Source organism: Gloeocapsa sp. PCC 7428 (assembly GCF_000317555.1).
Taxonomy (GTDB): domain Bacteria; phylum Cyanobacteriota; class Cyanobacteriia; order Cyanobacteriales; family Chroococcidiopsidaceae; genus Chroogloeocystis.
In genome coordinates this window covers 837,621-860,738 of record NC_019745.1, presented here as the reverse complement: position 1 = coordinate 860,738, position 23,118 = coordinate 837,621, and the positions used below count along the sequence as shown (strand labels likewise).

The window sequence follows — 23,118 nt, the reverse complement described above, 5'->3', positions numbered from 1 at the left end:
GCGCGCGTCATACAGGTGGTTCAGGGTTAGGACTTGCGATCGCGCGAGCAATTGTGCAAGCACACGGAGGTAACTTACAGGTACACAGTGAGTTAGGAAAAGGTAGCACATTTGCCGTCTATTTACCCTTGAACATATCTTCAAATTACAAAAGTCATTAAGCAGATTGGAGGAGCATTTGGTATGTATAGGGTAGGTTAATTTGTTCTTCATGGAGTGTAATCGGCGATCGTGCCGCGTCTTCCTGGATTTATACTATTAAGAACTCGGCTGCTTGCGCCTTTATACACCAGCGTTTTGGTGTTAGCGATCCTCGTTTGTGCAAGAGCAGGGATAGGGTTTTGGCTAGAATTTCGCCGTCAAGATACATTAAGTTGGGTGCGACACACTTTACAAGTTCAAAGTCAAGCTGAACTGTTGCTCAATGCTGCTTTAGATCAAGAAACAGGAATACGCGGTTACTTGCTAACAGGGGCAGAATCTTCGCTAGAGCCTTATAAATCAGGACAAATTGACTTCAATAACACCCTTGCTCTGCTTGACGACCTCGTAGCAGATAATCCAGAGCAACAGCATCGCGTGAATGAAATCATTACACTTTATAATCGCTGGCAACGCGAATTTGCGCAGCCGGTTGTTTTGGGTGCAGCACCCGAATCGAATACGACACTTGCAGGAAAACTGTTATTCGATCCGCTGCGATCGCAGGTTATGGCAATGCTGCAACGCGAGGAAGATCTTTTAGCCCGACGCAACCAACAACTTTATCGACTCGATCAAAGCTTTCGCGTTTTCAACATTCTCGCGCCAGTACTTCTATTACTTGGTATTGGGATAAACCTGTGGCTACTTCATCGCCGCGTTGAAGTCCCGTTACATCAACTCGCATCCGTAGCACAAACATGGGAAACTGGGCGAATGCAGCCGCGTTTGAATTTTCAAGCTGCGGATGAAATTGGTCAACTAGCGCGAATTCTCGATCGCATGGCTAGCGAAATTGACTCGCGCCAAACTCGCAGTGACGAACGCAATCGCCAGCTTGACGATCTGATTGCGTCGCTTTCGCACGATCTACGCACTCCTTTACTTGCAATTCGCGGTACTTTACGCTCAATGTTACATGGCGCGTTTGGTTCTGTTAGCGATACCTGGCGCGAAATACTTGAAGAATATTATCAAACAAACGAAGACCTCCTGAAACTTGTCGAAGCGCTACTCGAAGTTTCGCGCTATGAAGCGGGTAGTAAAAATTTAATTTACGAGCCTCTCGACTGGAATAAGATCTTCACCAAAACAATCAATCAAGAGCGCATCGCCTCAAAAAGCAAACTTCACTTTGAGTTGCAACTTACTCAGCCCTTACCAATTGTGTATGGCGATGAATTAGAAATTGGACGAGTCATTCAAAATCTTCTCAGTAATGCAGTGCGCGTTAGCAAGCTAAATAGTCAAGTGCAGTTAGCAGTTGTTGCCGAAAATAGCGGCGTCGTGCGTGTAAGTGTCAGCGATCGCGGTCCTGGAATTGCCCCTCAAGAGCAAGAATATCTTTTTCACCGCTTTATTCAAGGGCGCGGGCGGCGTGGCGGTGCGGGTTTAGGTCTTTATTTGTGTCGTCAAATCGTAGAAGCGCATCAAGGCACAATTGGAGTAGATAGTATCGTAGGTCAGGGAAGTACATTTTGGTTTACGCTCCCGATCGTGCCACAAGTTATTCGGGAGGAATCATGTCTGATCGCGAACAGACAATCAGAATCTTACTAGTCGAGGATCATGCTCTGATGCGTCGGGGTATGAAAGCTCAATTTGCCATAGAACCTGATTTTCTGATCGTTGGTGAGGCGGCTGATGGCGTGCAAGCTGTGGAAACTGCCCAGCAACTTCAACCCGATGTGATACTTATGGATATTGACTTACCCGTCATTGATGGAATTACAGCAACACAACAAATCAAAAGTTACTGCATAACACCTCGAATACTCGCCTTGACTGCTTTTGATCGCGATGAGCAAGTTATCGGAATGCTGGCAGCGGGTGCAGATGGTTATTGCCTCAAAAGCATCGAGTGGGAACAGTTTATTGCAGTCATTCGGTTGATTCATAATGGCGGAACTTACTTGGATGCGCGCGTAGCGCGTAAGGTATTTCAAATGCTTAAACCAAGTCATTCCTTGCCCACTGCAAGTACAACTGAATTAGAAATTTTGACTCAGCGCGAACGTGAAGTTCTGCGACTCATTGCGCAGGGATGTTCCAATCAAGAAATTGCCCAGCAACTTTATCTCTCGCTAGGAACGGTAAAGTCTTATGTGCGGATGATTTTAAACAAACTGAGTGTGGACGATCGCGTTCAAGCCGCAGCAAAAGCCGTTCGTGAAGGACTTATTTAACAGCAATTAGCCTAAAAAATCACAGACGCCTTTCGACTAAAGTCAGGGCCATCGAAACAAAGTGTGCACGGCAGCACACTCAGATCTGAAGGGTTTTATCATTAGTCCACGAAGGTGGACTTCATCTGTCTAGCCGCGAATTTATTCGCTAGGCTTTATTCTGCGTAAATTCTGTCATCATCATCCGATTCTGATAATTGCGCTAAGCGGTCTAAACAAAGAATTAACTCTGCACGAGTGCTAATCGCTTGCAACACAGTGGAGGGTTCTTCCCAAATAATCAAAACGGCATCTGTCGGTAGGTGTAAATTTTGGGGAATAGGTAAGCAGAGTACCCAGATATGTGGTTTAAATAAACAAATCTCCTCTTCATTAGGAATTCCATAGTACGGTAAGACTTCGGCTCCCCATTGTAAGCAGTAGCCGCTTACTTGTTGCACACTCACCACACTTGTCCCGATAACGATAATGCGCTGTTTTCTACTGTTGTCAACAGACTGTATGCTGCACATAGAGCAAACGAGGTGGAATGTAATCCAGAGCATCACACGAATGTCAGATTTCTGCTACGCGCAAGTAGATAGCCTAATGGACAATTTTGACTGCACTGCAAGTAGCCAGGCGGCTACTGTCAGCTAACACCATCGCTTTATCCGTTAGCCAGTAGCGATCGCCCTCTTTGCTAGGAATACTAGAAAAGCCCTTTCAAATATTGCCCAAGTTGAATTTTGTCTTTATACAACAACTCAACGAGTACGGTAATTCAACGGCGTGTGTTTCACCGTTATCAGTTTTACAAGCGTGGCTTGACGTCTCTGCTTGTTTTAATAGCAGAACACAACCAAGGATTACCCTTTGAGTTTAATGCCAATTTCCCAGAATCTATTTTTCTAAAAGATGCTGCGGTTAATTTGGATCAGATTACCTCTTCTGCGCGATCGTTGTACAACTTGCGAATACTGGTTGTTGATGATAACGCAGACGATCGCGATCTGTTAGCACTCCTGTTTGAGCAAGAAGGTGCTGAGGTCATTTTGGCAGCATCTGCAAACGAAGCCTTCAATTGGTGTCAAAGGATAAAAATTGATGTTTTAGTCAGCGATATTTGTATGCCTGAGGAAGACGGCTATACTTTAATTCAAAGGGTTAGATTACTGCCACAATCTCAGGGTCAAATACCAGCGATCGCGCTATCGAGTTCGCTTTCAGAAACCTATCGCGAACAAGCGTTTAGGGCTGGATTTCAGCGGTACTTGTTCAAACCGATTGATGTCGAGGAACTCATCGCTACAATTACGCAGTTATTAAACTAACTCCAAGTCTCTGTATTTCAATAGTTTTTGCTTAACATACTGCTACCTACAATCGTGGAAGATTCTATAACACACTCGGCTCGCGAACTCGATTTTCAAACGCTGTTTGAGTCCGTACCAGGTTGTTATTTGGTGCTAGTTCCTGATACAAAGTTCACAATCGTTGCGGTGAGTGATGCTTACCTGCGCGTCACAATGACACAACGCGATCGCATCTTAGGGCGCGGTTTGTTTGAAGTTTTCCCCGCAAATCCCAACGATCCGGCGGCGACTGGCGTGCAAAATCTACGACGTTCTTTAGAAAGTGTGCTGCAAAACCGCCAAAGTGATGTCATGGCGTTTCAGAAGTATGACATTCCTCGCCCTGCATCTGAAGGTAATGGCTTTGAAGAACGCTACTGGAGTCCTGTTAATTCTCCGGTCTTTGGTAAGAATCAAGAAATTATTTATATTATCCATCGCGTTGAAGATGTGACAGAGTTTGTGCGGCTTAAACAACAGCGCAACGAGCAGTACAAGCAAAACCAAGCGCTGCGCGATCGCACTGAACAGATGGAAGCAGAAATTTATCAACGCGCTGAAGATTTAAAACAAGTCAATCACCAATTACGCCTAGCAAACGAAGCACTAGCCGAGCTAGATCGCGCTAAAACACTATTTTTCAGCAATATTTCGCACGAGTTGCGCACGCCACTGACGCTGATTCTTAATCCACTAGAAGATCTTCTCGCAGATGCTGAAATTGCTCTGCAACAGCGCGAACAAATCGAAGTCGTACACCGCAATAGTCTGCGTTTACTCAAACTTGTTAATAACCTCCTTGATTTTTCTCGGCTCGAATCTGGGAGATTGCAAGCTGCTTATCAGCCGATTGATTTAGCAAGTTTCACCGCAGAACTTGCGAGTCTGTTTCGCTCGGCGATCGAACACGCAGGGTTGAATTTTGTTGTAGATTGTCCGCCGCTATCTGAAGTTGTATATATCGATCGCGAGATGTGGGAGAAAATTGTCTTTAATCTCCTCTCGAATGCCTTCAAGTTTACGTTTGAAGGAGAAATAAGTGTCAAGTTGCAAACGATAAGTGAACAGGTTGAATTAACGGTGCAAGATACCGGAGTTGGTATTCCTCCCGAAGAGTTACCGCGAATTTTTCAGCGCTTTCACCGCGTCACGAGTATGCGATCGCGTACTTATGAAGGTTCAGGAATTAGTTTAGCATTAGTTGAGGAACTTGTCAAGCTGCATGGCGGTACAATCCATGTCACGAGCCAAGTAGGTATCGGTACTACGTTTATAGTCTCGATTCCCTTAGGGTTTGCCCACCTACCACCAGAACAAATCAGAAGTGAGGAATTGGCTTCAATCGCGATCGCACGCAATGCTTACGTTGAAGAAGTTCTAGGATGGCTAGCAGAGGAAGCAGAGGGGCAGAGGAGCCGCTTTTTTCGTGCGGAGGTGTCCTCCGTCGAGGAGCCACTCTCGTGCGGGGGTTTACCCCCAATCCCCACTACGTGGGGTCCCCGAGTCCCCCGTTTAGAGAAGTGGCGTCAAACTGGCGTGGGCAGAGGGGCAGAGGAGAGTAACTCTCAAGTATTTTCCGGTGCGTCTGCATACATTCTTCTTGTGGATGACAACGCGGATATGCGCAACTATATCAAGCGGTTATTAAGCCAAACTTATGAAGTTGTTGCTGTCAGTGATGGAGTCGCAGCGATAGAGGCGATCGCGCAACGGCTTCCTGATTTAGTACTTTCTGATGTGATGATGCCGAGGATGGATGGTTTAGAGCTACTGCGTCAATTGCGTAACCATCCTCGCACCGCCAAATTACCGATTATTCTACTTTCTGCGCGGGCTGGAGAGGCACAAATAGAAGGACTTGAAGCCAAAGCCGATGACTATTTGACGAAACCCTTTTCTCCGCGCGAACTGTTAGCGCGGGTGCGGGCGACGCTAGAATTAGCACAAGTGCGGCAACAAGCCGCCGCAGCCTTAGAGCAAAGTGAAAAGCGCTACCGGACGCTTGCCAATGCAATTCCCCAATTAGTGTGGATGAGTAACGCCGAAGGGCTAGTGACATACATCAATCAACGTTGGCAAGAATACACTGGTATCCTCTTATCGCAAAGTATGGGGCTAAATTGGTTAGAACTCGTTCATCCGGAGGACATACCACACTTAGTTAAAATGCGCAACCGAGGAATTCGCGCTAGTGAAGCTTATGAAATCGAATATCGCATCAGACGCTTCGATCAAACTTATCGCTGGCACCTGACACGAGTAGTTCCCTTCAAAGACGCACAAGGTCAAATTTTATCTTGGTTTGGCACGGCAACTGACATTCACGACATTAAGCAAGTCGAAGCCGCACAGCGGTTTTTAGCAGATGCGAGTTCGATCTTAACTGCGTCTTTAGATAACAAAACCGTATTGACAAAGGTTGCAAAATATGCAGTACCGTTTTTAGGCGACTATTGTTTTTTTGATATTGTAGACAGAGAAATCCAGCGTGTTGCTTGGCAGCATAAAGATCCTGCGAAACAACAATGGTTTGATCGCGTTCAAAATTACGTACCGTCTTTAGATACGCATCACCCCGTTGCTGCTGTTTTGTCGAGTGGTAAACCTTATTTTGTTCCTGTTGTCTCTGACGAGTGGCTACAGGCGATCGCCACGACTCCGCAGCATCTCCAGTTTCTCCGCGCGTGTGAAATTCGTTCTTGGATGACTGTGGCATTAGTCGTGCAGCAGCGGCGGTTAGGAACCCTGACGCTTTGTTTGAGTAAGGATTCAAGTCGCGATTACACCGAGACAGATTTGCGCCTAGCAGAAGAATTAGCCCACCGCGTCGCCCTGGCGCTGGATCGCGCGCAACTCTACGCGCAAGCACAAGAAGCAAACCGTACCAAAGATCAATTTTTAGCAGTATTATCACACGAATTGCGATCGCCTTTGAATCCGATCCTCGGTTGGTCAAAATTACTATTAACGCGCAAGCAGGATGAAGCGACACTGATTCGCGGACTCGAAACTATCGAGCGAAATGTAAAATTACAAGCGCAACTCATCGACGATTTGCTCGATATCTCGCGTATTCTTCAGGGAAAACTCACTCTTAATATTGGTTGGGTTGATTTAAAAAGGGCGATCGCCGCTGCTATCGATACAGTAAGATTTGCCGCCGCCGCTAAATCAATCGAGCTTGAGACGAGCTTTGCACCAAAAGTCAGCAAAATTTCTGGCGATGCAAGTCGATTGCAACAAATTGTCTGGAACTTGCTTTCTAACGCCATTAAGTTTACTCCTGAAGGCGGACAGGTCAAGATCAAATTAGAGCAAATCGATTCTCATGTTCAAATTCAAGTCACAGATACAGGTAAAGGAATTGCGCCGGAGTTTTTACCTTACGTCTTTGACTATTTTCGCCAGGGAGATAGTTCGACAACGCGCCAATTTGGCGGTTTGGGTTTGGGATTAGCCATTGTCCGTCACTTAGTCGAACTACACGGTGGAACGGTGCAAGCAACTAGTCTAGGTATTGCGCAGGGAGCGACTTTTACTGTACGGCTGCCAATTTTACACGGTAGTCAAACTCAATATTTCAACCAGTATAATCTTGCTGCAAGTCCTGTCGCTTCTTTGCCGCTGATCGGTATTAAGGTATTAGTCGTCGATGATGAAATAGACAACCGTGACTTGATTGCCATAATGTTAGAGCAAGCTGGCGCCACTGTTGTGGCTGCCGCATCGGCAAACGAAGCGATGCAAATTTTGGCTAGACAGGAATTTGACGTGCTGCTCTGCGATATTGGTATGCCTAATATTAATGGCTACACTCTCATGCGTCAGATCAAAGCACAATTTTCCCACAAGCAGTTTGCCGCAATTGCCCTGACAGCTTATGCTCGTACGTCCGATCAACAAGAGGCGATCGCCGCAGGCTTTACCCAGCATTTAGCCAAACCTATCGATCCAACAACATTAATTACTGCGATCGTTAACTGTATTAAGAGTGATGAGTAATAAGCCTGACGAATGAATTCGCGGCTAGACGAACAAACTCCCCTGTACAAGAAACTGTCTATCGAAAGGCTGACAATCTACGAGCTTAAATGCGCGATCGCCTGACGAATCCACTCTTCCGCATTGGCGTTTTGCTGCAAAATCGCACTTTCACTAACCGTAGTAATTGCTTGCGAAACTTCGCTTGCCGTGTATCCTAGTGCGAGTAGCGTCATTTGCACGTCTTCGAGAATTGCCGGTGGTGGACCACCCGATGTGACAGCAACAACGCCAGCAGTCGTGCGCCAATCAGCAAGTTTCTTTTTCAATTCTAAGGAAATGCGTTCCGCTGTTCTTCCGCCAACGCCTGGCGCTTGAATGAGTAATTGCGTGTTTCCACTGACAATTGCTTGCACTAAGTCGGGTAAATCTAGCGTATCTAATAACGCGATCGCCAGTTGTGCGCCAATTCCACTCACACTAATCAACTGGCGAAATAAGTCACGCTGCGCTGCTGAACTAAAACCATAAAGTAAAGGCTGTTCTTCGCGTATTTGCAGATGCGTAAAAACTTGTACTGTTTCTCCAATAGCAGGTAATTCTTGCGCAAAACGCGCCGGAATTTGTAAATCGTAACCTACTTGATTGACATCCAAAGTCAGAATGACACGATTGCTATTACTTTTATCGACACTGGCAACGATACCTTTGAGATAACTAATCATCCCAAAAACCCAAAATAATGTAAGCCTTCTAAGATACCACCTGCACACGCAGCTTGCGCGAGATAACGGCGATCGCTAGGGTTAGCAGAATGCCATTCTAAAAGTTCTGTACTCGCATTTCCCACAATTACTCCGCGTTCTTGTCCGCTAGAAAACAAAGCAATATCATTGCCAGAGTCGCCGCATACAACAGTTTTTTCTGGTGCGATTTCCCATTGTTGACGCAGAAATTGCACGGCGAGTCCTTTATCACTATTGCGCGGCAAAATATCTAAATCTTGACCCGTGCTGTAGATGAGCTTGACATCTAATCCTCGGTTTTGCAACAACGACTCTAACTGCGGAATAACTTCACCCGCAGCTTCCTTTGTTAAGAAAAAGCTCACTTTAAACGGACGCTGTTCCGAATCAGGTTGCGCAACCAAGTCGGCAAAATGCGCGCTTGTCGCCACAATTAAATCGCGATTCCAACCTTGCGCAATTTTTGTACTCCATCCAGAATCAGCAGTATCGCTACCGTCAAGATAGATTTCGGTTCCCACCGAACAAATCAACGCATTAGGTTCGAGCAGAGATTTTTCCGTTGCCAATAGGTGATATAATTCTGGCGATCGCCCTGTAGCATAGACGATCTTTGTGCCGTATTCCTGGCGGTGCTGACTCAGTTTATGATTAAGTGTTGCTAGCGCTTGGTCATCGCCTACAAGAGTGTTATCTAAGTCGGTTACGAATAAAAATGGTGACACAGCTTCTACTTTAAAAATAAAGGTACATCGCGATTGGCTTATGACAATATAGCAGGGCTGCTATAGATATCTTTACTTCTGGAGATGCTCCATAACTGCAAACGAAAGGAGAATTGCTATTGATTGCTCCTTTTATTAATTGCATGAAGTTTTTCCAGCGACAGTTATCTTCGTGGTTGCCACAACTCGATCCACAAGTCTGGATTCTGGGTTTTGGTCGTTTTTTATCCGAAGTTGGTACAGGGTTTACACTATTCTACGCCCCGATTTTTTTTGTCAATCAGGTGGGCTTTTCGGCAACTGCGGTAGGTTTTGCCTTAGGTAGTGCTTCGATTTCAGGGATTTTTGGACGAATTTTAGGTGGATCGTTGTCTGATTCGCCAAAGTGGGGACGTCGCTATACTTTACTGCTTTCTGCGGCGGTTGCAGCGATCGCGTCTTTAGTCTTAGCTAGCACAATCACTTTCCCCATTTTAATTGTTGGTAACTTGCTTTCCGGTCTTGGACAAGGATTGTATTGGCCTGCAACCGAGGCGGTTGTTGCCGATTTAACAACACCTGCAAATCGACGCGAAGCTTATGCCTTAACGCGACTCGCAGACAATCTTGGATTAGGTACAGGAATTATCTTTGGTGGTGCGTTAGTGAGTACCACGGGAGCATACCGCGCGCTATTTTTGATCGATGCAACTTCGTTTATAGTGTTCTTTGTCGTCATTTATTTGGCAATCAAAGAAACTTATCAACCTCTAGCGAATGCGTCTGATTTATCCGCAAAAAGTAATTGGGCTATAGCACTTCGCGATCGCCGTCTTTTGGTTTACGTTCTGGTAAATATTATTTTCACAACTTATACGTCGCAACTCCACAGCACGTTACCGCTTTATTTGCGAAATTTCGTGTCTTCTCGCTCAACTCAAGGATTCACCGAATCGACTCTCAGTGCTTTATTCGCTTGCCACATGGCAGTTGCCATTTTGTGCCAATTACCCATCGCACGTGTTTTAAAACGCTTTACCCATCCTCATGCGCTCATTGTTTCTGCTTTGATCTGGGCAGTAGCTTTTAGCTGTGTTTGGTTTACTGGCATTACTCCTGTCAATCAACTATTCTGGGCAATCGTTGCAATGAGTATTTTTGGTCTAGCGATCGTTTCTTATACTCCCTCTGCCGCTGCTTTGGTAACAGAACTCGCGCCTGAATCTCAACGCGGAGTTTACTTTTCAATGAGTTCCCTCTGCTGGGCTGTTGGTTATTTCATCGGTCCACCATTAGGCGGCTGGGCTTTAGATCAATCGCGTGTTTTTGTCTACAGCTATTGGCTCGGTTTGGCTGCTAGTGTTTTCCTCACGATCGCCATCTTGCACTACCTCAACCAACTTGTATACAAACGCTCTAAGGAAAAACAAAAATTATTTTAGAGGTCTAGCTAGACATCAATCAAGATTTCTGATATGATGTTCTTCATAATGGAAATCTGTCCAAAAATTTTAAAAATGATTAGATCTCCATTATGATATAAACAGATTATATCACATACTCAAGAAATCTTACCCCCATAACACATTAACGACGGCGTTCTTGCAGCTTGCGATAAACGTCTTTGAGTTCAACTTTGTGATGTGCTAGGGCGACAAGCGTGTGATAAAGCAAGTCAGCAACTTCAGAGGCGATCGCATCAGGGTCATCATCCTTACAAGCCATGACAACTTCGGCAGTTTCCTCACCGAGCTTTTTCAAGATTTTGTTGTCGCCATTCGCTAAAAGTTTACAGGTATAAGAATCTTCTGTAGGATAATCGCGGCGATCGCAAATGACTGCAAAAAGCTGTGATAAAGTATCCGCAGGAGGAGGGACAACCTGCCCATCAACGCGGTGAAAACAACTGCGTTCGCCGGTGTGACACGCAACATCACCAATTTGTTCGACACTCACGAGTAAGGCATCGCTATCACAGTCATAACGCAGCGATCGCACTTTTTGGATGTGTCCTGAAGTTGCGCCTTTATGCCATAACTCGGCACGCGAACGACTCCAAAACCATGTTTCTCCGGTTTCCATCGTTTTTTGTAATGACTCGCGATTCATCCAAGCCATCATCAAAATTGTGCCATCTAGATAATCTTGAACAATTGCGGGGACTAAACCTCGGTCATCGTAGCGAATTTTTTCAATAGGGATAGCTTGATTCAGTATCTCTCGATCCACAGACATAAAAATTATTTTGCCAGGCAACACCTACCCGTTCAAGATATCATTTAATGTGTGGGTCAGTTGGGTGATGAAGTGAGAAGGTAATTTGCGATCGCGTTAGCTAGAGTCAGTAGCATAGCTAACCCAAGATTAAACAAGTACGCTCATATTTCTTGCCGAGTGCATTCTAACAGCACTTAACGCAACTTTATGTGCTTTAGTTGTATCGCCATACCAATGAATTGCACAATTGTAGGCGGCGCGGTACAAATCCTGAGCACTTTCAGAAAAACTCGCACGGATTTCTAAAGGTAAATCTTGATTCGTTTTATATAACATAGTTTTATTTTCCGGAGTTCCGGACGGGAATACTTGATACGATAGGACTTTCAAATAACACGTACCACCGTCCGCAGATAGACGTTTAGACATCTCATTAAGGAGAGAATCTTGGTTAAGACCACGATTAAAACAACAAAATCAGAAGAAATTTTTGCAGCTGCACAACACTTGATGCCTGGTGGTGTCAGTTCTCCAGTACGAGCCTTTAAATCAGTCGGAGGACAGCCGATTGTCTTTGACCACGTTAAAGGGGCTTACATTTGGGACGTTGATGGCAATCAATACATTGATTATGTAGGCACTTGGGGACCTGCGATTTGTGGTCATGCGCATCCAGAGGTGATTGCAGCGTTACACGCCGCGTTGGAAAAAGGCACAAGTTTCGGCGCGCCCTGTGCGCTAGAAAACGTCCTAGCCGAAATGGTGATTGATGCGGTTCCCAGCATTGAAATGGTGAGATTTGTCAACTCAGGTACTGAAGCTTGTATGGCAGTATTGCGCTTAATGCGGGCTTTTACCGGACGCGACAAAGTGATCAAGTTTGAAGGCTGCTACCACGGTCATGCTGATATGTTTTTAGTAAAAGCAGGCTCTGGAGTTGCCACTTTAGGTTTACCTGATTCCCCAGGAGTACCCAAATCAACGACTAGCAACACTTTAACCGCACCTTACAATGACCTAGAAGCTGTTAAAGCCTTATTTGCCGAAAACCCTGACGAAATTGCTGGCGTTATTTTAGAGCCTGTCGTTGGTAATGCCGGTTTTATTACTCCAGATGCAGGGTTTCTTGAAGGTCTGCGCGAACTGACCCACGAGTATGGTGCATTACTCGTCTTTGATGAAGTGATGACCGGATTTCGGATCGCCTACGGTGGCGCACAGGAAAGGTTTAATGTGACGCCTGATTTAACAACTCTGGGTAAAATTATCGGTGGTGGTTTACCTGTAGGAGCCTACGGCGGTCGCAGAGAGATTATGTCGATGATTGCACCAGCAGGACCTGTCTATCAAGCTGGGACGTTATCGGGTAATCCTCTAGCAATGACTGCGGGAATCAAAACACTCGAACTTTTACAAAAACCAGGCACATATCAGTATTTGGACAAAATTACCAAAAAACTGAGCGATGGCTTGTTAGAAATTGCCAAGAAAACAGGTCATGCAGCCTGTGGCGGTCAAATCAGTGGTATGTTCGGCTTATTCTTCACTGCTGGGCCAGTTCATAATTACGAAGATGCGAAACACTCGGATTTAGACAAGTTCAGCCGTTTCCACCGAGGAATGCTCGAACATGGAATTTACTTCGCACCATCTCAGTTTGAGGCAGGATTTACGTCTGTAGCGCATACCGAAGAAGATATTGACAGGACATTAGCAGCAGCTGAAGAAGTCATGTCGAGTCTCTAAATTGACTTCAGTGTGTCTAGCCCCCTAAATCCACGCCACTTGCACTCAACGAGGACACCTCCGCAACGCAGTGGCTCTCGACACGTGGGGGACTTCAACGTTAGTTCCCTCGGTTGAAGCAAATGGCGTTGAACTGGTGTGGGCTAAGGGGCAAATCATACTCTATTCAGCAACTCAGCAACGCTTGACTTATAACTAAGCCCACCTTCGTGGGCTTAGTTTATTGAACGGCGAATTGATTCGCACTCGCATCTATGCCAGATGTCTAATACAACTAAAAAAGGGACTCATAGAGTCCCCAGTGTATTTAGTCAATCATTGTCGTGACAAAATCTAGACCATCTTTAGATCAGCATATTTTGCTAATAGGTCGTCAGAACTTAAGGTATCACCCGCTACTTGAGGAGTCCACAGCACCTCGATCGCTAACAAGCGATCGCTAGGAATCGCACCGATAACGCGTAGTGCTTGACGGAGATCCTCTGCGCTGTTGATTTGTGGAATCTGGAAGTTTCCTAATGTTGCTGCTAACAGCGTTACAACAATATATTCTCCAGGACCTTCGGTAATCAGACGAGTAGGATTATCAAGGTCTGAACCTGGTAGAACTCCTCTTGGATTCGTACCTCTAAGTTGATTGTTAACGTTGGTCAGTGTTTCTTCAGAAAACTTACTGCGTTCAGCAAGCGATAAACGGTTGAATTCAGCTTCGGCTGCGTTTAAACGTGCTTGACCGTTTTTGCTACCCGCATACGCCCAGTATTCTGGATGGCGTAGTAATGCCAGGCTTGCTTCTTGTAAAACTGCTGCCCGACCTTCGGGAGAATTTGTATCAGCAGTTTCTGCAATGCGGTTCAGGTCTTCTTGCAAACCGCGTGCTTGCGCTAGCAACCCGACTTGTAATTCGGTAATCGAGACATTAGGATTGCTGCTATATCCAGTATCATAGCCTGCTGAATCTCCGCTACCAACACGACGGAAAGATTGGAGAACGAAGTTTGCGATCGCAAAGAATATCAAAATGGAAAATAGACTGCCAAAACCGCCGATTCCAAAGAAGGGGAAGACGAAGGGGAAACCAAATCCACCACCAGGGTAAGGAGCATAGTATCCTCCGCCGCCACCAGGAGGAGCATAAGGACGGCTGGGCGCTGGGCGATTAAATGAACCGCCGCCGATGCGACCTCCACTACGCGCCGCCAAGGCTGCATCAGAATGACCCAATGCTAAGGCTGCAACAAGCCCAAAGAGAAATAGGGGTTTCACGAGCGGTTTCATGGCTGAGAGCAGTTTCTTGAGCATAGTATGTGCCTAAAAGACAATATCGGCTTTGCTATATCCTATGAGGATATTTTATGTTTATTCAATAACACCAGCCGATAGCCTGAGACATCATCAGCAAAGTAGAACAGAGTGTTCTCTTTCGCGACATCTATCTATACAAGCTACATCCTTAATCTATCGTTTCTGCTCTACCTATAGCAGTAACCTGAGGGTGGATAACCGGATATGAATACCGTACCTTTTGAAAGCAGAGGGAGCAGAGGAAGCAGAGGTGCAGAGGAAGAATAGTGTTTTAGATAACTCACCACTCATCACTCACCACTAGCCACTCACTCTTCTGTTGTCTACCCACCACCGACGATTGTGACGACTTCTAAGCGATCGCCTTGTTTAACATAAGTTTCTGACCAATACTGACGGTGGAGGATTTCGCCGTTGTATTCGACTGCAACTAAACGCGGATTGTAGCCGAGTTGGTGTAGGACATCTGGAATTTGAGAAGGCGCTGCGCACTGACGCGTTTCGCCGTTAACTTCCAGGGTGATTTGCTCGGACATAAGATTGAGTCAATTCTGGTTTGTTGTTTTTGATATGGACGCGAGTAAATTGCGATAAGAAATATTGCGTGACTAGGGTAGGTTGTTCCGCTTCCATCAGCGCCCGCACAACTGCGACGCGTTCCGCACCTGCCAAGATGACATCGTTAATATTATTCACGTCGATACCACCGATCGCAAACCACGGAATCGGACTATGCTGGGCGGCATAGCGCACGTATTCTAATCCAGCGGCTGGCTTACCGGCTTTAGTAGGTGTTTCATAAACTGGACCCACACCGATATAATCAGCACCGCCTTGAATCGCGCGTTGCATTTCTTCTGGGTTTGTCGTTGAGCTACCGATGATTTTATGCGGTCCTAACAGCTGTCGTGCAGCGTTGATCGGCATATCTTGCTGTCCGAGATGCACGCCATCCGCGTCTACTGCCAACGCAATGTCTACGCGATCGTTGACAAGAAATAATGCACCGTACTGGTGACACAACTGACATAATTGCTGAGCGTACGACAACCGTTCGCCATCGCTAGCATTTTTATCGCGATATTGTACAAGAGTCAGTCCTCCAGTCAGCGCGGCTTCTACCACCGATAACAAATCTTTTGTGGGAGAAGTCACAAGATATAACTGCGATCGCAACAATCGCTGATGGCGTTCGTAACCGAGTAAGCGACTTTCGAGCGTGTAAACGCGATATCGCATTTGCTTAAATACACTGCCCATCTGCGGGTGATAAAGTTTACCGTATTCTTCTAATACGCGTAAGGCTTCTTCCACACGACAGAAATTTGCTTGGAGGAGTGATTTGAGGTCAGCACGTTGTTGTTCTTGTGGATGTGTCAGTTGCGTACCAGGATCGCCAAGAGTATCTCGCGCTGCGCGTAATTCTGGGCTGTGCCAAGTTGCGAGTTCTTGCCGTAGTTGTTTGCATTCTCCGCTAAACTGGGCATTATTTAAACCAAAGCGACACCATTCTTCGATGATGCGCAGTCCTTCACGGGCGCGGTCTAGATTAGCGTCCAAGATGCGGCAAACGGCTGGTTGTACTTGTCCTCTTTGGTTATATGATTCGACCATTGGAACAAACCCATTATTGTTTTCATCGTACCAGCCAGCATTCATATTTCAGCAACTTGAGTATGATTTAACTGATTTGCAAAAAGAAGTGTTTAATGCCATTGATTTTCTGCGACATCGGCTGTATAAGAAGCAGCATAGATCAACGTCTAGATTGCCGTTGTCATCACCCTTGGCTTTGATGTTCCCAAAGTGATGCGGAGGAGTGCCGTGAATTTAACCCGCCCTGATACCTATTTTGACCTTGCTCCTTTTATTTTGAGCATAACGAAAATTTCGCATCCCAGTTCGTATGCGATCGCGCTTGGACTATCAAGTATTGCTTTGCTTGGTTTGAGCGATACTGGTTTGACTTCAGAAGCGCTACCGCTGTATCTAAAAGATGCGCGCGCCAATCAGATAGCCTCAGCGAAAGTACTATTTGTCAACCCCAATGTCGAAAATGCTGCGCAAGCCAACGGTAGCGATCGCGCCCCATTTAAAACGATTACCCAAGCATTAAAAGTCGCTTCTGTAAATAGCGTAATTATGCTGGCAAAAGGGACATATAGTGCTGAAACTGGGGAAACGTTTCCACTCCAGCTAAAATCGGGTGTAGCAATTCAAGGCGATCCGCAAACGCGTGGAAGCGGCGTTATTATTCAAGGCGGCGGCGTTTTCCTCAGTCCGACTTTTGCGCAGCAAAACGTGACAATTTTGGGAGCCAACCAAGCGACGCTAACAGGTGTCACAATCACTAATTCCAATCCTCGCGGTTACGGTTTGTGGATCGAGTCGAGTAGCCCCAGAATTACTGATAATACATTTACTGGCAGTGCTCACGATGGTATTTCTGTAACGGGTGACAGTAAACCATTAATTCGCAACAATTACTTTCACCAAAATGGGGCAAATGGTATTACCATCTACGGAATTTCTCGACCCGAAGTTCGCGAAAATATTTTTGAAAAAACTGGATTTGGCATTAATGTGTCGCAGAAAGCCGCACCACTCTTAATTGGTAATCGCATCACACAAAATCGTGCGGGTATCGTCGTACAAGCGCAAGCGCAACCAGTCCTCAGAAGTAATACAATTGAAGGCAATATCGAAGATGGTGTCGTAGCGATCGCCGCCAGCTTACCTGATTTAGGCACTTCCGCACAACCAGGGGGCAATATCTTTCGCCAAAATGGACGTTACGACATTAACAGCAAGGCGGCGCGTCAAACAATTTCAGCATTTGGTAATACTTTAGCTGCTGACGCGCGTACAGTTGGCAATCTCGATTTATCCGGTAAGGTATTAGCTGCAATACCGCAAGCAGTACCCGCAAATATAGCGACAAAACCACCAACAGTCGCACCCGTCAGATCGACAACGCCTACGAATACGATGGCGCGGAGTGTAGCGCCCGAAGCGATCGCGATTCCTGTACCACCAGCGAATACAAACAATTCTCGCGCCAGATCTCTTCCATCACCTCCCGCAACAGGTTCGGATACGGCAATTGTCATTCCTGTTCCACCGCCGACAACTTCTGCAACTATCGTACCGCCACCATCAAATCCTAATCCTGGTGCAATCAATGTTCCTGTGCTGCAATCTGCACAAATTACCGAAGCTGATTTACTTCCTGTACCTAGTGGTAATATTCCACTCGGAAACGCGCGTAACCTACCGAAAATAAACTTACCGACAACTGCGCCAGCGCCTGGTACGCCACCACTTCCCCCAACGCGTGAATCGGCTTTGGGTTTGCGCTATCGAGTCATCGTCGAAGCGGAAAGTAAGAGTAAGCAAGATATGGTGCGATCAATTGTTCCTGGAGCTTTTCGGACGTTCTCGAATGGTAAAGTTTTTATGCAGGTGGGAGCCTTTGGCGATCGCGTGAATGCTAACGAAGTTTTGCAGTTACTCAACAATCGGGGTTTAAAAGGTACAGTGGAGCAAATTTAGCGAATACAAAGGCAGAGAAGAGACAATTTATGTACGCAGAATGAATGTTTTGACACTCGCCTTGCCAATCATAATAGGAGCAGTTAAATTCTCGCTATTTATGGCAATTTGGAAAATTTCTCTAGCGAGTGTACTTCTGCTTTCATGTTGTTAGACAACGCAGTTAGTAATAAATGCCTCATTGCTATATATACAAAAAGGCACTTCATAGTTTGATGAAGTGCCGATAACCTGAAGCGAAACTATTGATTCGTGTTGTTCTAGATTAACAAATTTTTATTGCTTGGACACCAAATTAAATTGCCGAAGAAAAGTAATGCTTTCAGCAGGTAAAAGTTTTTGTAAAGCAGGTGTATTATTCAGAGTTTTGATCTCTTCGTTACAAACTTGTCGCAAAATTTCTAAACAGCGCTCGCGTTGCAAACCTGGAGGCAAATTCTTAACTATAGACATTGCCATATTCAATTTTGGCACAATACTAGCTTTAGCGCTAGCATAATTTTCTAATTCTTGAACTTTTTGTTTCAAAGAATCAGCGCGTTCGCGCTCGTTATTATACTGCTGCATCACTACTTCTTGTTTTGCAAATCGAGAGGCGATCGCATTTAATAATTCTGTCCGTGAAAACGGCTTAGTTAAATAATCATCTGCGCCTAATTCCATCCCTCGTCGCATATCTGAACGATCCGCATTTGCTGTTAAAAAAATAAAGGGAATTGTTGCTGTTGCGGCATCTTGACGTAATGCTGTTAGCACGTCATAACCATTTAATTCGGGCATTCTTACATCACAAATAATTAAATCAGGTAGATATTCTTGCGCCCACAATGCACCAAAAAAGCCATTTTCTGCACCAACAACATGAAACTCTTCTGCTTCAAGTAACTCAATAATATTAGCTCTAACATCCGGTTCATCTTCAATAACTAAAATCTTTTTCATTGAACTTATCCTTAATTATTTAATGGTATTGTTACTGTAAAAGTTGTTCCGACATTCACTTCACTATCTACAACGATTTTACCTCCATGTAAATCAACAGATTTTTTAACAATAGCTAATCCTAACCCAGTACCTGAAATGATACCTACATTACTCGCTCGATGAAAAGAATTAAATAACTGCTCTTGTTCTGATTTTGGAATTCCAATTCCTTCATCTTGAATCACAAAAATGGCTTCATCTGTTTCAAGAATTAAATCAAAATGAATAACCCCACCTTGGGGAGAATATTTAATAGCATTTGATAACAAATTCGTTAAGATATGTCTCAACAACTTCTCATCTAAGCGTACTAAAAGCCTTTGCTCTTGAGCTTGAAAAATGATTTGATGTTTTGTCGTACTAATTTGTAGTTCTTCTACTAAACTAGAACAGAAATTAATGAGATCAACGGGTTGAGGATTAAACTCTAACTTACCGGCTTCGGCTTTACCAATTAATAAAACATCATTCAACAAACTCGTCATGTGATTAACAGCAGATTGAATTTTATGGAGATGATTAAGCTTTTTCTCATCACTCCATTTATGACTGTAATATTCAAGTAATTCAGCTGAAGATAAAATTGTTGCTAATGGAGTACGAAACTCGTGTGATGTCATGGTCACAAAGCGTGATTTGAGTTCACTAAGTTCTCTTTCTTTTTTTAAGGCGTTAAATGTATCGCGCTCAATTCGTTTACGCTCTGTGATATCATAAGCAATTCCTGTTGTGCCGATAATTTCATTATTTTCGTTATAAATTGGTGTTTTGATTGTTTCAAACCAAACTTCACTACCATCTGAAGCAAGCGAAAATTCTTCAAAATATTTTCTTTGACCTGTTGCTAAAACTTCGCGATCGTCATCGATGCATTTTTGAGCCAAATCAGGAGGAAACAAATCATAATCTGTTCTACCGATAACGTCTTCTAACTTTTTGTTAAATAATTTTAGTAAAGGTTCGTTAACAGCAATATATCTACTTTCACTGTCTTTGAGCCAAGCGCTACCAGGAATATTATTTAAAATTGCCTTTAGCTGGCGTTCTTGTTGCTGTAGTAACTCTAAAAAAAGCTTGGTTTCAGTTACATCGCGAACAATCGCCATGACCTCATTTTCTGCACTTACGACAATTCTAAATTCGTAGTAGCGTAATAGGTTGTCTACATAAGCTTGCGATTCAAAGATTTGAATTTCTCCAGTTGCTAATGCTTGTTCGATACAAGCCATCGCGGGTAAAGCAATTTCTGAAGAAAGAACTTCACACAAATGTTTTCCTACAAAATTGTTGTCAGGTATTATCAAACTTTCATTTTTTGCGGCTTTGAAGTTAACGAAGTAACCTTCTTTGTTGATTCGTAGCAGGAGATCCGGTAGTGCATTGATTAATGCGCGGTTTGTTGCCACACTAGAACGTAATGCTTCTTCTGCTTGTTTATGTTGAATCAAAGAACCTAATTGAATAGCGACGGTTGAAATAATTTCAACTAATCGCTGATCCTCTTCGTAAGCTTCAAACATAAAGAAGACGAGGACAGCCAATACTTCGTTGCGATTAATAATAGGAATACCGACTCCCGCTTTAAATCCAACTTCTTTGACAACTTGATGGCGCTGACAAACTTCTGCTGATGCACTAGAAACATCTTGAATCCACTCAGGATGCTTTGATTCCCAAACACGCCCTGGGATACCAACTCCTAGGGAAAAAGTAAATTTTTCACTTAATGTTCTAAATTTCTCTAATTCTGGGCTAACACCGTACCAAGCAGGGCTGTATTCTAAAACGTTAGTATTTGTTTTAGGAATCCATGCTTCACCAAATTTCCAACCTGTGAAGTCGCACACCTTGCGTAAAGCAATTCCTAATGCTGAATGAAAATCTGTAGCTTCACTAATTGCTTGTGTCATCCTTTGTAAAAAAAGGACTTCTTTCTCAGCGCGTCGCAAATCGATATTTTCGGCTTGCAATTGCTTGTTAGCTTTTTCAAGTTCAAGCATACGTTTTTCTATAGTTGTACCGTTAGAATTACTGCTGGTCTGTGTTGTAGCTACAAAGTGAGAATGAGAGGGGTTTGTATGAGATTGTGAATCGGCTAAACTACACTGCGTTGCTCGTTGGTTATGCTGGTTTAGCAATTTATCTCTATCTACAATCATCGTTTTACCCCTGCGGATACTTTTGTATGTTGAAAGGCGGATGAATTTATTAAAAGACTGTGATTATCCGCTCAATCGTATTCCGCAGGTGGGTTAGCTGTAATCCGAGAAAACCAGTAGAAAGCTTTTTTAGCGCTTAGAGAATTTACGGATATTTGTTGATCAGATTTATATGAGCTAGGCTACCGAAGCTTGAGCAATTTATGAATTAAATATTGGATTTCATCGCCTTAAAAACTCATATATCACACTTGGGCATAGGTTTAATACAGACAAACCGACAAGAACTCAGCGGTTTCAACCGCAGCTACACATTTGTTTGTTGTTTGTCCACGAAGGTGAACAGGGTTTTTATGCACAAGAAAAGCAGGTTTTGATAACCTGCCTTGTAGATTGTATTTCAGACTTTAGAACTATGCTTGTTACTTAATTTCCGATCGCTGGCGCGCGGAAGGACAAAGTTGAAGCTTTTTGAGCCGCTAAAGTTGGTACAGAATCGCGTAACCTTTCGGTAAGTTGTATCGTTGTCGCGTCGTAGACTTGAGTCAAGATTTTGGGATACAGACCAATGCCGATGATTGGTACTAACAAACAAGCAATGATAAACACTTCGCGTGGTTCTGCATCAACAAGGACTTCGTGCGAAACTAGTTCCTTATTTTCTGGTCCGTAGAAGATCTCGCGGAGCATTGATAGCAGGTAAATTGGCGTTAAGATGACACCAACTGCCATGAGAAAGACAACGATGATTTTAAACGTGGGGCTGTAAGCATCGCTATTAGAAAAGCCAACGAAGACCATCAATTCAGCGACAAAACCACTCATTCCAGGTAAAGCCAAGGAAGCCATTGAACACGTTGTCCACATGGCGAACATCTTTTGCATTTTTTGCCCGACACCACCCATTTCATCCAACATTAGGGTATGGGTGCGGTCGTAAGTTGCGCCTACCAAGAAGAATAAACTTGCACCAATCATGCCATGCGAGATCATTTGCAGCATTGCACCATTCAAGCCCAAGTCGGTGAATGACGCAATACCGATCACAACAAACCCCATGTGCGAAATTGAAGAGTAAGCAATTTTTCGCTTGAGGTTACGCTGTGCAAACGATGTTAGCGCAGCGTAGATGATGTTGACGACTCCCAAAATTACTAATACGGGTGCAAAATAAGCATGAGCATCGGGTAGCATTCCCGCATTCATCCGAATTAAGGCATAGCCGCCCATTTTGAGGAGAATTCCTGCCAGTAACATATGCACTGGGGCAGTTGCTTCACCGTGAGCATCAGGTAGCCAGGTATGTAACGGGAAAATGGGAAGTTTTACCGCGTAGGCAACTAAGAAAGCCGCATACACCCACAATTGAAAATTCAAGGCGTAGTCTTTGGCGGCGATCGCCCGCATATCAAACGTCACGGTATCGCCGTAGAACGCCATTGTCAGGGCTGCAACCAAGATAAATAGCGAACCACCTGCTGTGTACAAAATGAACTTTGTGGCGGCGTACTGCCGCTTTTTACCGCCCCAAATTGCCAGCAATAGGTATACAGGGATAAGTTCGAGTTCCCAGACCAGGAAAAACAGTAGCATATCCTGGACAGCAAACACAGCAATTTGACCGCCGTACATTGCCAGCATCAAAAAGTAAAACAAGCGCGGCTTGAGCGTTACAGGCCAAGCTGCTAACATTGCGAGCGTTGTGATAAACCCAGTTAGAATCACTAAAGGCATGGACAAGCCATCTACGCCCACCGACCAATTTAAATCTAGCTGCGGTACCCAGGAGTAACTTTCCACTAGCTGTAAATTGGGATTAGCCAAATCGTACTGAGAATAAAACGCCCAAACAATCAGTGCAAAATCAATCAATCCCACGACGAGGGAGTACCAGCGTACTGTTTTACCATCTTTATCAGGTAAAAAGGGAATCAACAGTGACGCGGCGATCGGCAACAAAATTATTGTCGTCAGCCAGGGGAAATTAGCGATATTCATAGTTA

At 44.6% G+C, this 23,118-nt stretch carries 19 protein-coding genes; 8 read left to right on the top strand and 11 right to left on the bottom strand.

From position 1 onward, the window contains the following. The first annotated feature begins 53 nt into the window (after window positions 1-53). The 3 genes from GLO7428_RS26425 to GLO7428_RS03835 all read left to right on the top strand — a co-directional run bounded on the left by GLO7428_RS26425 (window position 54) and on the right by GLO7428_RS03835 (window position 2,387). Window positions 54-161 (top strand): hypothetical protein, encoded by a 108-nt coding sequence (locus GLO7428_RS26425; RefSeq protein ID WP_231295548.1) that lies wholly within the window; start codon window positions 54-56, stop codon window positions 159-161. A gap of 70 nt (window positions 162-231) precedes the next feature. Beyond that, window positions 232-1,761 carry a CHASE3 domain-containing protein gene (locus GLO7428_RS03840; protein ID WP_015187243.1) on the top strand — a complete coding sequence of 510 codons (1,530 nt, stop codon included), beginning with the start codon at window positions 232-234 and terminating at the stop codon, window positions 1,759-1,761. Then, window positions 1,725-2,387 carry a response regulator transcription factor gene (locus GLO7428_RS03835; protein WP_015187242.1) on the top strand — a complete coding sequence of 221 codons (663 nt, stop codon included), beginning with the start codon at window positions 1,725-1,727 and terminating at the stop codon, window positions 2,385-2,387. Before GLO7428_RS03840 ends, GLO7428_RS03835 begins: the two co-directional genes overlap by 37 nt. Window positions 2,388-2,542: 155 nt before the next feature. Here the strand turns inward: GLO7428_RS03835 and GLO7428_RS03830 are convergent, their stop codons facing one another. Further along, window positions 2,543-2,899, bottom strand: a complete 357-nt coding sequence (locus GLO7428_RS03830) for a hypothetical protein (RefSeq protein WP_041918507.1) — start codon at window positions 2,897-2,899, stop codon at window positions 2,543-2,545. Between the two features lie 216 nt (window positions 2,900-3,115). Here GLO7428_RS03830 and GLO7428_RS03825 point away from each other — a divergent pair, with 216 nt between their 5' ends. Beyond that, on the top strand, window positions 3,116-3,700 hold the full coding sequence (locus GLO7428_RS03825; RefSeq protein ID WP_196797454.1) for a response regulator: 585 nt from the start codon (window positions 3,116-3,118) through the stop codon (window positions 3,698-3,700). 54 nt (window positions 3,701-3,754) lie between these two features. Then, window positions 3,755-7,723, top strand: coding sequence for an ATP-binding protein (locus GLO7428_RS28795; RefSeq protein ID WP_015187239.1), 3,969 nt, complete (start codon window positions 3,755-3,757; stop codon window positions 7,721-7,723). Between the two features lie 77 nt (window positions 7,724-7,800). On the opposite strand, the gene ruvA is transcribed toward GLO7428_RS28795, so the two are convergent. Together ruvA and GLO7428_RS03810 are read right to left on the bottom strand one after the other, a co-directional pair. Continuing rightward, entirely contained in the window at window positions 7,801-8,427 is a 627-nt protein-coding gene (gene ruvA / locus GLO7428_RS03815) for a Holliday junction branch migration protein RuvA (protein ID WP_015187238.1), read from the bottom strand. Continuing rightward, entirely contained in the window at window positions 8,424-9,173 is a 750-nt protein-coding gene (locus tag GLO7428_RS03810) for a sucrose-phosphate phosphatase (protein WP_015187237.1), read from the bottom strand. Before GLO7428_RS03810 ends, ruvA begins: the two co-directional genes overlap by 4 nt. Before the next feature lie 119 nt (window positions 9,174-9,292). Between GLO7428_RS03810 and GLO7428_RS03805 the strand changes: the two genes are divergently transcribed. After that, a complete protein-coding gene (locus tag GLO7428_RS03805) occupies window positions 9,293-10,594 on the top strand; it encodes an MFS transporter (RefSeq protein WP_015187236.1) in 1,302 nt (433 codons plus the stop codon). 145 nt (window positions 10,595-10,739) lie between these two features. Here the strand turns inward: GLO7428_RS03805 and hisIE are convergent, their stop codons facing one another. Beyond that, window positions 10,740-11,387 carry a bifunctional phosphoribosyl-AMP cyclohydrolase/phosphoribosyl-ATP diphosphatase HisIE gene (gene hisIE, locus GLO7428_RS03800; protein ID WP_015187235.1) on the bottom strand — a complete coding sequence of 216 codons (648 nt, stop codon included), beginning with the start codon at window positions 11,385-11,387 and terminating at the stop codon, window positions 10,740-10,742. A 129-nt stretch (window positions 11,388-11,516) separates the two neighbouring features. Then, the gene (locus GLO7428_RS03795; protein ID WP_041918505.1) at window positions 11,517-11,705 is read right to left on the bottom strand and encodes a ChaB family protein; all 189 of its coding nucleotides are present in this window, start codon (window positions 11,703-11,705) and stop codon (window positions 11,517-11,519) included. 111 nt (window positions 11,706-11,816) lie between these two features. On the opposite strand from GLO7428_RS03795, the gene hemL reads away from it, so the two are divergent. Continuing rightward, entirely contained in the window at window positions 11,817-13,115 is a 1,299-nt protein-coding gene (gene hemL / locus GLO7428_RS03790; protein ID WP_015187233.1) for a glutamate-1-semialdehyde 2,1-aminomutase, read from the top strand. A gap of 333 nt (window positions 13,116-13,448) precedes the next feature. Here the strand turns inward: hemL and GLO7428_RS03785 are convergent, their stop codons facing one another. From GLO7428_RS03785 to GLO7428_RS03775, 3 genes are all read right to left on the bottom strand, one after another. Continuing rightward, window positions 13,449-14,417 (bottom strand): DUF1517 domain-containing protein, encoded by a 969-nt coding sequence (locus GLO7428_RS03785; RefSeq protein WP_015187232.1) that lies wholly within the window; start codon window positions 14,415-14,417, stop codon window positions 13,449-13,451. A 326-nt stretch (window positions 14,418-14,743) separates the two neighbouring features. After that, window positions 14,744-14,956, bottom strand: coding sequence for a sulfur carrier protein ThiS (gene thiS / locus GLO7428_RS03780; RefSeq protein ID WP_015187231.1), 213 nt, complete (start codon window positions 14,954-14,956; stop codon window positions 14,744-14,746). Next, window positions 14,928-16,034 carry a thiamine phosphate synthase gene (locus GLO7428_RS03775; protein ID WP_196797532.1) on the bottom strand — a complete coding sequence of 369 codons (1,107 nt, stop codon included), beginning with the start codon at window positions 16,032-16,034 and terminating at the stop codon, window positions 14,928-14,930. Before GLO7428_RS03775 ends, thiS begins: the two co-directional genes overlap by 29 nt. A gap of 210 nt (window positions 16,035-16,244) precedes the next feature. On the opposite strand from GLO7428_RS03775, the gene GLO7428_RS03770 reads away from it, so the two are divergent. Then, entirely contained in the window at window positions 16,245-17,972 is a 1,728-nt protein-coding gene (locus tag GLO7428_RS03770) for a DUF1565 domain-containing protein (protein WP_015187229.1), read from the top strand. A gap of 276 nt (window positions 17,973-18,248) precedes the next feature. On the opposite strand, the gene GLO7428_RS03765 is transcribed toward GLO7428_RS03770, so the two are convergent. The 3 genes from GLO7428_RS03765 to ndhD1 all read right to left on the bottom strand — a co-directional run bounded on the left by GLO7428_RS03765 (window position 18,249) and on the right by ndhD1 (window position 23,107). Further along, complete coding sequence (locus GLO7428_RS03765; protein WP_015187228.1) at window positions 18,249-18,914, bottom strand: response regulator transcription factor; 666 nt, start codon at window positions 18,912-18,914, stop codon at window positions 18,249-18,251. 11 nt (window positions 18,915-18,925) lie between these two features. Beyond that, window positions 18,926-20,956: a PAS domain-containing protein gene (locus GLO7428_RS25850; protein ID WP_196797453.1), complete on the bottom strand. Its 2,031-nt coding sequence runs from the start codon at window positions 20,954-20,956 to the stop codon at window positions 18,926-18,928. A gap of 585 nt (window positions 20,957-21,541) precedes the next feature. After that, a complete protein-coding gene (gene ndhD1 / locus GLO7428_RS03750) occupies window positions 21,542-23,107 on the bottom strand; it encodes a photosynthetic/respiratory NAD(P)H-quinone oxidoreductase subunit D1 (protein WP_196797531.1) in 1,566 nt (521 codons plus the stop codon). Window positions 23,108-23,118: the final 11 nt, after the last annotated feature.